This window comes from Bradyrhizobium ontarionense (assembly GCF_021088345.1).
In the GTDB taxonomy this organism is placed as follows: Bacteria; Pseudomonadota; Alphaproteobacteria; order Rhizobiales; family Xanthobacteraceae; genus Bradyrhizobium; species Bradyrhizobium ontarionense.
In genome coordinates this window covers 2,008,892-2,021,545 of sequence record NZ_CP088156.1, presented here as the reverse complement: position 1 = coordinate 2,021,545, position 12,654 = coordinate 2,008,892, and the positions used below count along the sequence as shown (strand labels likewise).

The 12,654-nt window shown below is 64.1% G+C and carries 22 protein-coding genes; all 22 read left to right on the top strand.

Going from position 1 to position 12,654, the window contains the following annotated elements; genetic code table 11:
- The first annotated feature begins 15 nt into the window (after positions 1-15).
- Complete coding sequence (gene rpsC / locus LQG66_RS09185) at positions 16-738, top strand: 30S ribosomal protein S3 (protein ID WP_015667615.1); 723 nt, start codon at positions 16-18, stop codon at positions 736-738.
- A gap of 38 nt (positions 739-776) precedes the next feature.
- A complete protein-coding gene (gene rplP / locus LQG66_RS09180; RefSeq protein WP_008963467.1) occupies positions 777-1,190 on the top strand; it encodes a 50S ribosomal protein L16 in 414 nt (137 codons plus the stop codon).
- 5 nt (positions 1,191-1,195) lie between these two features.
- The gene (gene rpmC / locus LQG66_RS09175) at positions 1,196-1,402 is read left to right on the top strand and encodes a 50S ribosomal protein L29 (RefSeq protein WP_231325624.1); all 207 of its coding nucleotides are present in this window, start codon (positions 1,196-1,198) and stop codon (positions 1,400-1,402) included.
- 10 nt (positions 1,403-1,412) lie between these two features.
- Positions 1,413-1,661 (top strand): 30S ribosomal protein S17, encoded by a 249-nt coding sequence (rpsQ, locus tag LQG66_RS09170; RefSeq protein ID WP_006611847.1) that lies wholly within the window; start codon positions 1,413-1,415, stop codon positions 1,659-1,661.
- A 100-nt stretch (positions 1,662-1,761) separates the two neighbouring features.
- Positions 1,762-2,130 (top strand): 50S ribosomal protein L14, encoded by a 369-nt coding sequence (rplN, locus tag LQG66_RS09165; RefSeq protein ID WP_006611848.1) that lies wholly within the window; start codon positions 1,762-1,764, stop codon positions 2,128-2,130.
- Complete coding sequence (gene rplX / locus LQG66_RS09160) at positions 2,130-2,444, top strand: 50S ribosomal protein L24 (RefSeq protein ID WP_231325621.1); 315 nt, start codon at positions 2,130-2,132, stop codon at positions 2,442-2,444. The genes rplN and rplX overlap by 1 nt, the downstream gene beginning before the upstream one ends.
- Entirely contained in the window at positions 2,437-2,994 is a 558-nt protein-coding gene (gene rplE / locus LQG66_RS09155) for a 50S ribosomal protein L5 (protein ID WP_231325619.1), read from the top strand. Before rplX ends, rplE begins: the two co-directional genes overlap by 8 nt.
- Before the next feature lie 47 nt (positions 2,995-3,041).
- Entirely contained in the window at positions 3,042-3,347 is a 306-nt protein-coding gene (gene rpsN, locus LQG66_RS09150) for a 30S ribosomal protein S14 (RefSeq protein WP_231325617.1), read from the top strand.
- Between the two features lie 13 nt (positions 3,348-3,360).
- A complete protein-coding gene (gene rpsH, locus LQG66_RS09145; RefSeq protein WP_231325613.1) occupies positions 3,361-3,759 on the top strand; it encodes a 30S ribosomal protein S8 in 399 nt (132 codons plus the stop codon).
- A gap of 13 nt (positions 3,760-3,772) precedes the next feature.
- Positions 3,773-4,306: a 50S ribosomal protein L6 gene (gene rplF / locus LQG66_RS09140; RefSeq protein ID WP_231325610.1), complete on the top strand. Its 534-nt coding sequence runs from the start codon at positions 3,773-3,775 to the stop codon at positions 4,304-4,306.
- Positions 4,307-4,317: 11 nt separating this feature from the next.
- On the top strand, positions 4,318-4,680 hold the full coding sequence (gene rplR, locus LQG66_RS09135) for a 50S ribosomal protein L18 (protein WP_231325608.1): 363 nt from the start codon (positions 4,318-4,320) through the stop codon (positions 4,678-4,680).
- A 48-nt stretch (positions 4,681-4,728) separates the two neighbouring features.
- Positions 4,729-5,304: a 30S ribosomal protein S5 gene (gene rpsE, locus LQG66_RS09130; RefSeq protein ID WP_231325606.1), complete on the top strand. Its 576-nt coding sequence runs from the start codon at positions 4,729-4,731 to the stop codon at positions 5,302-5,304.
- Positions 5,305-5,364: 60 nt separating this feature from the next.
- Positions 5,365-5,556, top strand: coding sequence for a 50S ribosomal protein L30 (rpmD, locus tag LQG66_RS09125; RefSeq protein ID WP_231325604.1), 192 nt, complete (start codon positions 5,365-5,367; stop codon positions 5,554-5,556).
- A gap of 11 nt (positions 5,557-5,567) precedes the next feature.
- Positions 5,568-6,053: a 50S ribosomal protein L15 gene (gene rplO / locus LQG66_RS09120; protein ID WP_231325601.1), complete on the top strand. Its 486-nt coding sequence runs from the start codon at positions 5,568-5,570 to the stop codon at positions 6,051-6,053.
- 156 nt (positions 6,054-6,209) lie between these two features.
- Positions 6,210-7,544, top strand: a complete 1,335-nt coding sequence (secY, locus tag LQG66_RS09115; protein ID WP_231325599.1) for a preprotein translocase subunit SecY — start codon at positions 6,210-6,212, stop codon at positions 7,542-7,544.
- Between the two features lie 84 nt (positions 7,545-7,628).
- On the top strand, positions 7,629-8,480 hold the full coding sequence (locus LQG66_RS09110) for an adenylate kinase (RefSeq protein ID WP_231325597.1): 852 nt from the start codon (positions 7,629-7,631) through the stop codon (positions 8,478-8,480).
- Positions 8,481-8,676: 196 nt separating this feature from the next.
- The gene (gene rpsM, locus LQG66_RS09105) at positions 8,677-9,045 is read left to right on the top strand and encodes a 30S ribosomal protein S13 (RefSeq protein WP_231325595.1); all 369 of its coding nucleotides are present in this window, start codon (positions 8,677-8,679) and stop codon (positions 9,043-9,045) included.
- A gap of 128 nt (positions 9,046-9,173) precedes the next feature.
- Complete coding sequence (rpsK, locus tag LQG66_RS09100; protein WP_012045029.1) at positions 9,174-9,563, top strand: 30S ribosomal protein S11; 390 nt, start codon at positions 9,174-9,176, stop codon at positions 9,561-9,563.
- A gap of 122 nt (positions 9,564-9,685) precedes the next feature.
- Positions 9,686-10,717, top strand: a complete 1,032-nt coding sequence (locus tag LQG66_RS09095; protein ID WP_231325593.1) for a DNA-directed RNA polymerase subunit alpha — start codon at positions 9,686-9,688, stop codon at positions 10,715-10,717.
- 167 nt (positions 10,718-10,884) lie between these two features.
- A complete protein-coding gene (rplQ, locus tag LQG66_RS09090; protein ID WP_231325591.1) occupies positions 10,885-11,298 on the top strand; it encodes a 50S ribosomal protein L17 in 414 nt (137 codons plus the stop codon).
- A 269-nt stretch (positions 11,299-11,567) separates the two neighbouring features.
- Positions 11,568-12,362 carry an SDR family NAD(P)-dependent oxidoreductase gene (locus LQG66_RS09085; RefSeq protein ID WP_231325589.1) on the top strand — a complete coding sequence of 265 codons (795 nt, stop codon included), beginning with the start codon at positions 11,568-11,570 and terminating at the stop codon, positions 12,360-12,362.
- A 7-nt stretch (positions 12,363-12,369) separates the two neighbouring features.
- The gene (locus LQG66_RS09080) at positions 12,370-12,642 is read left to right on the top strand and encodes a DUF1330 domain-containing protein (protein ID WP_231327733.1); all 273 of its coding nucleotides are present in this window, start codon (positions 12,370-12,372) and stop codon (positions 12,640-12,642) included.
- Positions 12,643-12,654: the final 12 nt, after the last annotated feature.

The following is a 12,654-nucleotide window of genomic DNA, read 5'->3' as shown; positions in this document are numbered from 1 at the left end:
CGCTGGGAGAATACGATGGGTCAAAAGATCAATCCGATCGGTCTGCGTCTCGGCATCAACCGGACCTGGGATTCGCGCTGGTTCGCCGGCAAGGCCGAGTACGGCAAGCTGCTGCATGAAGACGTCAAGATCCGTGAGATCCTGCACAAGGAGCTCAAGCAGGCCGCCGTCGCCCGCATCGTGATCGAGCGTCCGCACAAGAAGTGCCGCGTCACGATCCACTCGGCGCGTCCGGGTGTCGTGATCGGCAAGAAGGGCGCCGACATCGACAAGCTGCGCAAGCGCGTCGCCGACATCACCTCGTCGGACGTCGTCATCAACATCGTCGAGATCCGCAAGCCGGAGCTCGATGCGACCCTGGTGGCCGAATCGATCGCGCAGCAGCTCGAGCGCCGCGTCGCGTTCCGCCGCGCCATGAAGCGCGCCGTGCAGTCGGCGATGCGCCTCGGCGCCGAGGGCATCCGCATCAACTGCTCGGGTCGTCTGGGCGGCGCGGAAATCGCCCGCATGGAGTGGTATCGCGAGGGCCGGGTGCCGCTGCACACGCTGCGCGCCGACATCGACTACGGTGTGGCCACCGCATTCACGACTTTCGGTACCTGCGGCGTGAAGGTCTGGATCTTCAAGGGCGAGATCCTCGAGCACGATCCGATGGCGCAGGACAAGCGGATGGCCGAGGGCGACACCGGTGGTGGCGGCGGCGACCGTGGTGGCCGTTCGCGCCGCGACGCGGCCTGATCGTTGGCCGCAAGACACAGGTTTGAGGGCTTACAGCCATGATGCAACCAAAGAAGACCAAGTTCCGAAAGGCGCATAAGGGCCGTATCCACGGCGTTGCGTCCTCGGGCGCGACGCTGGCCTTCGGCCAGTTCGGGCTGAAGGCGATGGAGCCGGATCGCGTCACCGCGAGGCAGATCGAGGCCGCCCGCCGCGCCTTGACCCGTCACATGAAGCGCGCCGGCCGCGTCTGGATCCGCGTGTTCCCGGACCTGCCGGTGTCGAAGAAGCCGGCCGAAGTCCGCATGGGCTCCGGCAAGGGCTCGCCGGAATTGTGGGTGGCCCGCGTCAAGCCGGGCCGGGTGATGTTCGAGATCGACGGCGTGAGCAACCAGATCGCGCGCGAGGCGCTGCTGCTGGCGGCCGCCAAGCTGCCGATCAAGACGCGCTTCGTCGAACGCATTGCGGAGTAATGGTCATGGCCGAGATGAAGATTGCCGACGTTCGCGCGATGAGCCCCGATCAGATGGACGACGCCATCGTCAATCTGAAGAAGGAGCGCTTCAACCTGCGCTTCCAGCGCGCCACCGGGCAGCTTGAGAACACTTCGCGCCTGCGTGAGGCGCGCCGCGACATCGCCCGTATCAAGACCATCGCCGCGCAGCAGCGCGCCAAGACGAAGTAAGAGGCTCGACATGCCGAAACGGACCCTCCAGGGCGTTGTCGTCAGCGACAAGCAGGCCAAGACTGTGGTCGTGCGCGTCGACCGGCGCTTCACCCACCCGATCTACAAGAAGACCATCCGCCGCTCGAAGAACTACCACGCCCACGACGAGAGCAACGAGTTCAAGCCGGGCGACATGGTGTGGATCGAGGAGAGCAAGCCGATCTCGAAGCTGAAGCGCTGGACCGTCGTCCGGGGCGAGCACAAGAAAACCGCCTGAGGCGCGCAACGCGGCCCTTCTCGAAGGGGCCGGTTTCGCTTTCGGGATCAAACAAGGCGCAGCTTTCCTGCGCAGCAGATGAAGAGGACGAGGTGCATCAATGATTCAGATGCAGACCAACCTCGACGTGGCCGATAATTCCGGCGCACGCCGTGTCATGTGTATCAAGGTGCTCGGCGGTTCGAAGCGCCGCTATGCCACCGTCGGCGACATCATCGTGGTGTCGATCAAGGAAGCCATTCCGCGCGGCAAGGTGAAGAAGGGCGACGTCATGAAAGCCGTCGTGGTGCGCGTCCGTAAGGACATCCGCCGCGCCGACGGCTCGGTGATCCGCTTCGACCGCAACGCCGCGGTGCTCATCAACAACCAGTCGGAGCCGGTCGGCACCCGTATCTTCGGGCCGGTGCCGCGCGAGCTGCGCGCCAAGAACCACATGAAGATCATCTCGCTTGCGCCGGAGGTGCTGTGATGGCTGCCAAGATCCGCAAGGGCGACAAGGTGATCGTCCTGACCGGACGCGACAAGGGTCGCACCGGCGAGGTGTTCGAGGTGCGTCCGACCGAGGGGACGGCGCTGGTGCGCGGCGTCAACCTGGTGAAGCGTCACCAGAAGCAGACCCAGAATCAGGAGGGCGGCATCATCTCGAAAGAGGCGCCGATCCAACTGTCGAACGTTGCGTATGTCGGCAAGGACGGCAAGCCGACGCGCGTTGGATTCAAAGTTCAGGCGGACGGCAAGAAGGTCCGCGTTGCCAAGAGCTCGGGAGCAGAGATCGATGGCTGAGACCGCTTACACGCCGCGCCTGCGCGCGGAATATGATCGCGACATCAAGAGCCAGCTGACCGAAAAGTTCGGCTACGCCAACGTCATGCAGGTGCCGCGGCTGGACAAGGTCGTGCTCAACATGGGCATCGGCGAGGCCGTCAACGACCGCAAGAAGGCGGAGACGGCGGCTGCCGACCTGTCGCTGATCGCCGGCCAGAAGGCGGTCGTGACCTATTCGCGCGTTGCGATCGCGACCTTCAAGCTGCGTGAGAACCAGCCGATCGGCTGCAAGGTCACGCTGCGCAAGACCAAGATGTACGAGTTCATCGATCGCCTGATCAACGTCGCGCTGCCGCGCGTCCGCGACTTCCGTGGCCTGAACCCGAAGAGCTTCGACGGTCGCGGCAACTATTCGCTCGGCATCAAGGAGCACATCATTTTCCCCGAGATCGACTTCGACAAGGCCGGGGAGAGCTGGGGCATGGACATCACGGTGTGCACCACTGCAGCCTCGGACGACGAGGCGCGTGCCCTTCTGACCGCATTCAATTTCCCGTTCCGGCAGTGAGCAGCTGATCTTTCAGCCTCTCAAACGCGGATACCCAGGAGCCAAGCATGGCAAAGAAGAGTTCAGTCGAGAAGAACAACCGGCGCAAGCGGATGAGCAAGAATGCCGCTCCGAAGCGCGCGCGGTTGAAGGCGATCATCGCCGACAAGACCAAGCCGATGGAGGAGCGCTTCGCCGCGACCCTGAAGCTTGCAGAGATGCCGCGCAATTCATCGGCGACCCGCATCCGCAACCGCTGCGAGCTGACGGGACGTCCCCGCTCGGTCTATCGCAAGAACAAGCTCAGCCGTATCGCGCTGCGCGAGCTTGGGTCCAAGGGCCTGATCCCGGGCCTCGTGAAGTCGAGCTGGTAAGGAGGGTCGCATCATGTCAACACACGATCCCATCAGCGATCTGATCACCCGCATCCGCAACGCGCAGATGCGCTCGAAGTCGAAGGTTTCGACCCCCGGCTCGAAGATGCGCGCCAGCGTGCTCGAGGTGCTGAAGTCCGAAGGCTACATCCGCGGCTACGCCACGGTGGAGCATCCGTCGGGCCGCAGCGAGCTCGAGATCGAACTGAAATATTTCGATGGCGAGCCCGTGATCCGGGAGATCGAGCGCGTCTCCAAGCCTGGCCGGCGTGTCTACACCTCGGTGAAGAACCTGCCGCGCGTGAACAACGGGCTCGGAATTTCAGTTTTGTCGACACCGAAGGGAATCATGGCCGATCATGACGCGCGAGACGCGAATGTCGGCGGTGAAGTCCTCTTCACGGTGTTCTAAGAAGGATTGAGCCATGTCACGTATTGGCAAGAAGCCTGTGACGGTGCCGTCCGGTGTGACCGCAACCGTCGACGGACAAACCGTCAAGATGAAGGGGCCGAAGGGCCAGCTTCAGTTCATCGTCCATGACGATGTGGACGTGAAGTTCGAGAGCGGCCAGGTCAAGGTCGCTCCGCGCGCCGAGACCAAGCGCGCCCGCGCGCTGTACGGCACCGCTCGCGCCCAGATCGCGAATCTGGTCGAAGGCGTCACCAAGGGCTTCGAGAGGAAGCTCGAGATCACCGGCGTCGGCTACCGCGCCGCGATGCAGGGCAAGAACCTGCAGCTCGCGCTCGGCTATAGCCACGACGTAGTCTATCAGATCCCGGAAGGCATCACGATCACCGTGGGCAAGCCGACCGAGATCACGGTCGCGGGAACGGATGCGCAGCGCGTCGGCCAGGTGGCCGCCGAGATCCGCGCCTACCGTCCGCCGGAGCCCTATAAGGGCAAGGGCGTGAAGTACGCGGGTGAATTCATCTTCCGCAAAGAAGGCAAGAAGAAGTAACGGAGCCGGACATGTCGAGAGCCAAGGTTACGAATGCCCGGCGCAAGCAGCGTGTGAGGCTGTCGCTGCGCCGCTCCGCCGGCGGCCGGCCGCGCCTGTCGGTGTTCCGCTCGTCGAAGCACATCTACGCGCAGGTCATCGACGATCAGAAGGGCGAGACGCTCGCCTCTGCCTCGTCGATGGAGAAAGAGATGCGCACGGCCGGCAACACCGGTGCCGACATCGATGCCGCGAAGGCGGTGGGCAAGCTGCTCGCCGAACGCGCGGTGAAGGCCGGCATCAAGGAAGTCGTGTTCGATCGCGGCGGCTATCTCTATCACGGTCGCGTCAAGGCCCTGGCCGATGCGGCGCGCGAGAGCGGGCTGAGCTTCTAACATCAATGGATTTGGGCGTCAGAGCCCCTCAGAAGATTGGATAGCACCATGGCAGGTGAACGCGAACGCGGCGGCCGCGAACGGAGCAGGGAGCGCGAGGAGCGCGACAGCGAGTTCGTCGACAAGCTCGTCCACATCAATCGTGTCGCGAAGGTCGTGAAGGGCGGTAAGCGCTTCGGTTTCGCGGCACTGGTCGTCATCGGCGACCAGAAGGGCCGGGTCGGTTTCGGTCACGGCAAGGCGCGCGAGGTGCCGGAGGCGATCCGCAAGGCCACCGACTCCGCCAAGCGCAACCTGACCCGTGTGGCGCTGCGCGAGGGCCGGACCCTGCATCACGACATCTTCGGCCGTCATGGTGCTGGCCGCGTCTATCTGCGTGCCGCCCCGGCCGGTACCGGTATCATTGCCGGCGGTCCGATGCGCGCCGTGTTCGAGACGCTCGGCATCCAGGACGTGGTGGCGAAGTCGATCGGCTCGTCGAACCCGTACAACATGGTCCGTGCGACCTTCGACGCGCTGAAGCACCAAGATTCGCCGCGCTCGGTTGCCGCGCGTCGCAACATCAAGGTGTCGACCCTGCAGGCCCGTCGGGTCGGCGGCGATGCCGAGGCCGCTGCCGACTGAGGTTGGGCCGACTAACGAACGCGCGCCGTCAACGCACGGCGCATCTCGGAGTGAAGACCAATGGCTAGCGCCAAGACGATCAAGATCGAGCAGATCGGCAGCCCGATCCGCCGGCATCACTCGCAGCGCGAAACGCTGATCGGGTTGAAGCTCAACAAGATCGGCCGGGTGACCGAGCTGCCGGATACCCCGTCGGTCCGCGGCATGATCACCAAGGTTCATCATCTCGTCCGCATCGTCGACGAGAAGTAAGGAGAAGGGCGATGAAGCTCAGCGATATCGCCGACAACGCCGGCGCGCGCAAGAAGCGAATGCGCGTCGGCCGCGGCATCGGCTCCGGCAAGGGCAAGACCTCGGGCCGCGGCGGCAAGGGCCAGACTGCGCGCTCGGGCGTGCGGATCAAGGGCTTCGAGGGCGGTCAGATGCCGATGCATCGCCGTCTGCCGAAGCGTGGTTTCACCAACGTGTTCCGCCTGGACTTCGTCGAGATCAATCTCGACCGGATCCAGCAGGCGATCGATGCCAAGAAGCTCGACGCCGGCAGCGTGATCAACGCCGAGTCCCTGGTGAAGTCCGGGGCGCTGCGCCGCGCCAAGGACGGCGTCCGGTTGCTCGGTCGTGGCGAGATCACCTCCAAGGTGACCATCGAGGTGCATGGCGCCTCGAAGGCGGCGATCGCAGCGGTCGAGAAGGCCGGCGGCTCCGTCAAGCTCCTGGCGCCTGCCAAGGACGAAGGCGAAGCGGCGTAACATCTGCGTCATCGCCCTGCCGTCGGCATGTGCCAGACCGGGCAGGGCGATGGACAGGACGCGCCTGCGCACCAAATAATATCCGACGTCTGCCCGGCCCCGCGAGCCCTCGCGGGGCGCATGCGGTGAAGGAAGGGCGGCGGGAGAAAGCCAAACATGGTCTCAGCAGCGGAACAACTGGCGGCAAACCTCAATTTCGGCGCGCTCGCGAAGGCCGATGAGCTGAAGAAGCGCATCTGGTTCACCCTCGGCGCGCTGCTGGTCTACCGCCTCGGGACCTATATTCCGCTGCCGGGTATCGATCCCAACATCTGGGAGCAGGTGTTCCGGACCCAGGCCGGCGGCATTCTCGGCATGTTCAACATGTTCGCCGGCGGCGGCATCCACCGCATGGCGATCTTCGCGCTGAACATCATGCCGTACATCTCGGCATCGATCATCATTCAGCTGCTGACCACCGTCTCGCCCCAGCTCGAAGCCCTCAAGAAGGAGGGCGAGTCGGGTCGCAAGATGCTGAACCAGTACACCCGCTATCTCACCGTGATTCTCGCCGCGGTGCAGTCCTACGGCATCGCCGTCGGTCTCGAGGGCGCGGGCAACGTGGTCGCCGATCCCGGCCTGTTCTTCCGCCTCTCGACCGCGATCACGCTGACCGGCGGGACCATGTTCCTGATGTGGCTGGGCGAACAGATCACCTCGCGCGGCATCGGCAACGGCATTTCGCTGATCATCCTGTCCGGCATCGTGGCGGAGCTGCCGTCGGCGCTCGCCAACATGCTCGAGCTCGGACGCCAGGGCGCGCTGTCGACCGGCCTGATCCTGGTCGTCATCGTGATGGCGGTCGCCGTGATCGCCTTCATCGTGTTCATGGAGCGCGCCCAGCGCCGGCTCCTGATCCAGTATCCGAAGCGCCAGGTCGGCAACAAGATGTTCGAGGGCCAGTCCTCGCATCTGCCGCTGAAGCTGAACACCTCGGGCGTGATCCCGCCGATCTTCGCCTCGTCGCTGCTGCTGCTGCCGACCACGGTCGCAAACTTCAACGCAGGCAAGGGACCGGAGTGGTTCCAGTGGATCACGACCCAGCTCGGGCACGGCCGTCCGCTGTTCCTGGTGCTCTATCTGGCCCTGATCCTGTTCTTCGCCTTCTTCTACACCGCGATCGTGTTCAACCCGACCGAGACCGCCGATAACCTGAAGAAGCATGGCGGCTTCATTCCGGGCATCAGGCCGGGCGAGCGCACTGCGGAATATATCGATTATGTGCTGTCGCGGATCACGGTGCTGGGCGCCGTCTACCTGGCGATCGTCTGTCTGATCCCCGAAATTCTCATTTCCTATGCTTCCGTCCCGTTCTACTTTGGTGGCACTTCGCTTCTGATCGTGGTCAGCGTTACGATGGACACCGTTGCGCAGGTTCAGGGTTATCTGCTCGCCCATCAGTATGAAGGGCTGATCAGGAAGTCGAAGTTGAGGGGGCGCCGTCGCGGTTAGCGGCGGGTCGCGGCCCGGGAACCAAGACGCAAAGAACAAGGTGCGCGGGAGGGTCGCCCACCGTGTGCCGGGGGGCGGAATTCGATGAGACTTATTCTTCTGGGACCGCCGGGGTCGGGCAAGGGAACGCAGGCGCAGCGCCTGGTCCAGCAGCACGGTATCGTCCAGCTGTCGACCGGTGACATGCTCCGCGCCGCCGTGGCCGCGCAGACGCCGATCGGGCTGAAGGCCAAGGACATCATGGCGGCAGGCGGTCTCGTTCCGGACGAGGTCGTGGTCGGCATCATTGCCGACCGAATCGAGCAGCCGGACGCCGTCAATGGCTTCATCCTGGATGGTTTCCCGCGCACCGTGCCCCAGGCCGAGGCGTTGGACGAGCTTCTGAAGAAGAAGCGGATGACGCTCGACGCAGTCATCGAGCTCAGGGTCAACGAAGGGGTGCTGCTGGAGCGCGTCGAGCGCCGGGCGGCAGAGACGCGGGCGCGCGGCGAGGCGGTCCGGCAGGATGATACTCCCGAGGTGCTGACCAAGCGCCTGGCGAGCTATCGCGACCAGACCGAACCCCTGATCCATTATTATTCCGATCATCGGATGCTCGCGACCGTCGACGGCATGATGCCGATCGAGCAGGTCACCGCGGAGATCAGCCGGATCCTGGCCGCCGTCGGCAAGGGCGGCACCAGCCGGGCGGCCAAGAAGCCGAGCCCCGCCAAGCGCAGCGCCAAAGCGCCGGCGAAATCCGCCAAGAAGGCCACCAAAAAGGCCGCCAAAGCGGTTGCGCCGGCCAAGAAGGCCGGAAAGACGGCCAAGAAGGCAGCAAAGTCCGTAAAGAAGGCGCCGAAGAAGGCTTCCAAGGCCGCCGCCAAGGCTTCCAAGGCGACCAAAGGAACCCGGAAAACCTCTGCAAAATCTGCAAAAAAGCATGCAAAGAGGTGACCGAATCCACCCGGGGCGGTTGACGGCCGCCCCATGAATCCATTAATAAGCCCGCATCCAAGTCGGATAGTTTTCAAAAAGATGCCGGGCCTCACGAATCGAGGGGTGGGCGTCTTGTTCGCGTTTGCGGACGTCTGCCCGAGATAGCGAGAACGAAGGCCGGTCTGCCCCGCAACCGGTGACAGGAGAGAAGTCCGTGGCCCGTATTGCCGGTGTCAATATCCCGACCAACAAGCGCGTCCTGATCGCGCTCCAGTACATCCATGGCATCGGCCCGAAGATCGCGGCCGACATCATAGAGAAGGTCAAGATTGCCGAGGAGCGCCGCGTCAATCAGCTGAGCGACCAGGAAGTCCTGCAGATCCGCGAAGTCATCGACCGCGACTACGTCGTCGAGGGCGACCTGCGGCGCGAGACCGGCATCAACATCAAGCGGCTGATGGACCTCGGCTGCTATCGCGGCCTGCGTCATCGCCGTGGTCTGCCGGTGCGCGGCCAGCGCACCCACACCAATGCGCGCACGCGCAAGGGGCCGGCCAAGGCGATTGCCGGCAAGAAGAAGTAATCTGGCGAACAGGAACTGGCGGGTAGCGAATAGGGGTGACCCCATTCGCTATTCGCCATTTACCATTCGCCCGTTTGGTGTAGCCGCTGGCATTACGGCGGCGTTGAGATCTCAAGAAAGGTACTTATATGGCCAAAGAAGCCACACGTGTCCGCCGTCGTGAGCGCAAGAACATCGCCTCCGGCGTCGCGCATGTGAACTCGTCGTTCAACAACACCACCATCACCATCACGGACGCGCAGGGCAACACCATTGCCTGGTCGTCCGCCGGTACGATGGGCTTCAAAGGGTCGCGCAAGTCGACTCCTTATGCTGCGCAGGTTGCGGCGGAGGACGTGTCCAAGAAGGCCCAGGAGCACGGCATGCGCACCCTCGAGGTCGAGGTTGCGGGTCCGGGCTCCGGCCGCGAATCGGCCCTGCGTGCGCTGCAGGCTGCGGGCTTCACCGTCACCTCGATCCGCGACGTGACGACGATCCCGCACAATGGCTGCCGACCGCGCAAGCGCCGGCGCGTCTGATGTGAAGATGTGAAAGAGGCGGACAGCATGTCCGCCTCGTCGTGCTTTTGAGACATTTCGATTGCCGCGGTCTGATGCGCGGTTCTCCAACGCCAGTCAGTCAGACCCGGCTAGACTGGCCCATGGGTGAAACAGTGACGATCCAGAAGAATTGGCAAGAATTGATTCGGCCGAACAAGCTCCAGGTCACGCCGGGCTCCGACGCGACCCGTTTCGCCACCGTGGTTGCCGAGCCGCTGGAGCGCGGCTTCGGCCAGACGTTGGGCAACGCGCTGCGCCGCATCCTGCTGTCGTCGCTGCAGGGCGCCGCCGTGCAGTCGGTGCACATCGACGGCGTGCTGCACGAGTTCTCCTCGATTGCCGGTGTCCGCGAGGACGTCACCGACATCGTGCTGAACATCAAAGACATCGCGATCAAGATGCAGGGCGAAGGCCCCAAGCGGATGGTCGTGAAGAAGCAGGGCCCCGGCGCCGTGGTGGCCGGCGACATCCAGACTGTCGGCGACGTCGTGGTGCTCAATCCCGACCTGCAGCTGTGCACGCTGGACGAGGGCGCCGAGATCCGCATGGAGTTCACGGTCGCGACCGGCAAGGGCTACGTCGCCGCCGATCGCAACCGGCCCGAGGACGCGCCGATCGGCCTGATCCCGGTCGACAGCCTGTTCTCGCCTGTCCGCAAGGTCTCCTACAAGGTCGAGAACACCCGCGAGGGCCAGATCCTCGACTACGACAAGCTGACCATGACGATCGAGACCAACGGCGCGATCTCGCCGGAGGACTCGGTGGCCTATGCCGCCCGCATCCTGCAGGATCAGCTCAACGTCTTCGTCAACTTCGAAGAGCCGCGCAAGGAAGTCACCCAGGAGATCATTCCGGATCTCGCCTTCAACCCGGCCTTCCTCAAGAAGGTGGACGAGCTCGAGCTTTCGGTGCGTTCGGCGAACTGCCTGAAGAACGACAACATCGTCTACATCGGCGACCTCGTGCAGAAGTCGGAAGCAGAGATGCTGCGCACCCCGAACTTCGGCCGCAAGTCGTTGAACGAGATCAAGGAAGTGCTGGCCCAGATGGGTCTGCATCTCGGCATGGAAGTGCCGGGCTGGCCGCCGGAGAACATCGACGAGCTCGCCAAGCGCTTCGAGGATCATTACTGAGATTTCGTCATTCCGGGGCGATGCGAAGCATCGAGCCCGGAATCTCGAGTTTCCGGGTTCGCGACGTCGTCGCGCCCCGGAATGACTGCCCGGGCGAACGCAGGCAGCCCACCTGAGCAACATGTCCGACGAACCGTCGCGGCAGATTGAATGAGAAAGATACGACAATGCGTCACGGCAAGGTTCATCGGAAGCTCAACCGCACGGCCGAGCATCGCAAGGCGATGTTCGCGAATATGTGCGCCGCGCTGATCAAGCACGAGCAGATCGTCACCACGCTGCCGAAGGCCAAGGAGCTGCGGCCGATCGTCGAGAAGCTGGTCACCCTCGGCAAGAAGGGCGGGCTGGCGCTGCGCCGCCAGGCCATCTCCGAGATGCGCGACATCGACCAGGTCAAGAAGCTGTTCGACGTGCTGGCGCCCCGCTACAAGGACCGCCAGGGCGGCTACACCCGCATCATCAAGGCCGGCTTCCGTTATGGCGACAACGCCGCGATGGCCGTGATCGAGTTCGTCGATCGCGACGTCGATGCCAAGGGCCTGGACTCGGGTCCGGTCCAGGAGACCTCGGAAGCCGCGTAAGCGGATCCGGTCAAGATTTTCAAAGCGGCGCCTTCGGGCGCCGTTTTCATTTGAGGAGCCGTAGCCCGGATGAGCGAAGCGACATCCGGGTTCAGCCGTACAGCTCGTGCGAACCCGGATATCGCTTCGCTCATCCGGGCTACGAGCCCTCACCGCGCCGCTCTGCCTGGAGCCTAACGAGAAAAAGGGATCAGCTCTGCGCGTAGCGCGTTGGGTGGCGGCGTGACGAGGCCCCACATCCGTTGCTTCAGCACAACGGAGAGCTGCTCATGCACATCGACCTTTCGGGAAAAACTGCGCTCGTCACCGGTTCCACCGCCGGCATCGGCTTCGCCATTGCCAAGGGATTGGCCGCCTCGGGCGCCGAGGTCGTCCTGAACGGTCGGAGCACGGACCGCGTCGACGCGGCTGTCGCGAAGCTGAAGCAGGCGGTTCCAGAGGCGAAGCTGCGCGGCGTCGCCGGCGATGTCGCCGATATCGAAGGCTGCAACGCCATCGTCGCCGCGCTCCCCGAGGTCGACATCCTCATCAACAATGCCGGCATCTTCGAGCCGAAGGACTTCTTCGAGATTCCCGACGAGGACTGGAGCCGCTTTTTCGAGGTCAACGTGATGTCCGGCGTGCGCATGGCGCGCGCCTACATGCAGGGGATGCTGAAGCGCAACTGGGGCCGCATCGTCTTCATCTCCTCGGAGTCGGCGATCAACATTCCGACCGAGATGATCCACTACGGCATGACCAAGACCGCGCAGCTTTCAGTCTCGCGTGGGCTCGCCAAGCTGACGCGCGGCACCGGCGTCACCGTCAATGCCGTGTTGCCGGGACCGACGATGTCGGAAGGCGTCGCGACCTTCGTCAAGGATCTCGCGCGGCAGAACGGCCAGTCGGAAGAGGAGGCGGCGTCCTCCTTCGTCAGGCAGCACCGGCCGGCCTCGCTGCTGCAGCGCTTCGCCAGCGTCGACGAGATTGCCAACCTCGTGGTCTATGCCGCCTCGAAGCAGGCCTCCGCGACCAACGGCGCGGCGCTGCGGGTCGAGGGCGGTATCCTCGACACCATCGCCTGAGGCCGCCATCGTCGCTTGCATCATCTCCGAGGTCGAGATTCGCGACGCCGAGGCGGCGGAGCGCTACCGCACTTGTGCGGCGCGCTCGATCGCGCAGTATGGCGGCCGCTATCTGGTCCGCGGCGGACTGTCGGCCAAGTCCCTCATCATCGTGGAGTTCGCGTCGATGGCGCGGCTCCGCCAATGGTATGCGTCGCCCGAATATGCCGAGGCCCTGGGCGAACGCCGGAAGGCGCTGGACCGCCGGCTGATTTTCGTCGAGGGTGCTGCACCTGCGTAATGATCGGACCGT

Coding starts and splice junctions, on each gene's coding strand:
- rpsC (WP_015667615.1), top strand. CDS start 16: ATGGGTCAAAAGATCAATCCGATCGGTCTGCGTCTCGGCATCAACCGG.
- rplP (WP_008963467.1), top strand. CDS start 777: ATGATGCAACCAAAGAAGACCAAGTTCCGAAAGGCGCATAAGGGCCGT.
- rpmC (WP_231325624.1), top strand. CDS start 1,196: ATGGCCGAGATGAAGATTGCCGACGTTCGCGCGATGAGCCCCGATCAG.
- rpsQ (WP_006611847.1), top strand. CDS start 1,413: ATGCCGAAACGGACCCTCCAGGGCGTTGTCGTCAGCGACAAGCAGGCC.
- rplN (WP_006611848.1), top strand. CDS start 1,762: ATGATTCAGATGCAGACCAACCTCGACGTGGCCGATAATTCCGGCGCA.
- rplX (WP_231325621.1), top strand. CDS start 2,130: ATGGCTGCCAAGATCCGCAAGGGCGACAAGGTGATCGTCCTGACCGGA.
- rplE (WP_231325619.1), top strand. CDS start 2,437: ATGGCTGAGACCGCTTACACGCCGCGCCTGCGCGCGGAATATGATCGC.
- rpsN (WP_231325617.1), top strand. CDS start 3,042: ATGGCAAAGAAGAGTTCAGTCGAGAAGAACAACCGGCGCAAGCGGATG.
- rpsH (WP_231325613.1), top strand. CDS start 3,361: ATGTCAACACACGATCCCATCAGCGATCTGATCACCCGCATCCGCAAC.
- rplF (WP_231325610.1), top strand. CDS start 3,773: ATGTCACGTATTGGCAAGAAGCCTGTGACGGTGCCGTCCGGTGTGACC.
- rplR (WP_231325608.1), top strand. CDS start 4,318: ATGTCGAGAGCCAAGGTTACGAATGCCCGGCGCAAGCAGCGTGTGAGG.
- rpsE (WP_231325606.1), top strand. CDS start 4,729: ATGGCAGGTGAACGCGAACGCGGCGGCCGCGAACGGAGCAGGGAGCGC.
- rpmD (WP_231325604.1), top strand. CDS start 5,365: ATGGCTAGCGCCAAGACGATCAAGATCGAGCAGATCGGCAGCCCGATC.
- rplO (WP_231325601.1), top strand. CDS start 5,568: ATGAAGCTCAGCGATATCGCCGACAACGCCGGCGCGCGCAAGAAGCGA.
- secY (WP_231325599.1), top strand. CDS start 6,210: ATGGTCTCAGCAGCGGAACAACTGGCGGCAAACCTCAATTTCGGCGCG.
- LQG66_RS09110 (WP_231325597.1), top strand. CDS start 7,629: ATGAGACTTATTCTTCTGGGACCGCCGGGGTCGGGCAAGGGAACGCAG.
- rpsK (WP_012045029.1), top strand. CDS start 9,174: ATGGCCAAAGAAGCCACACGTGTCCGCCGTCGTGAGCGCAAGAACATC.
- LQG66_RS09095 (WP_231325593.1), top strand. CDS start 9,686: ATGGGTGAAACAGTGACGATCCAGAAGAATTGGCAAGAATTGATTCGG.
- rplQ (WP_231325591.1), top strand. CDS start 10,885: ATGCGTCACGGCAAGGTTCATCGGAAGCTCAACCGCACGGCCGAGCAT.
- LQG66_RS09085 (WP_231325589.1), top strand. CDS start 11,568: ATGCACATCGACCTTTCGGGAAAAACTGCGCTCGTCACCGGTTCCACC.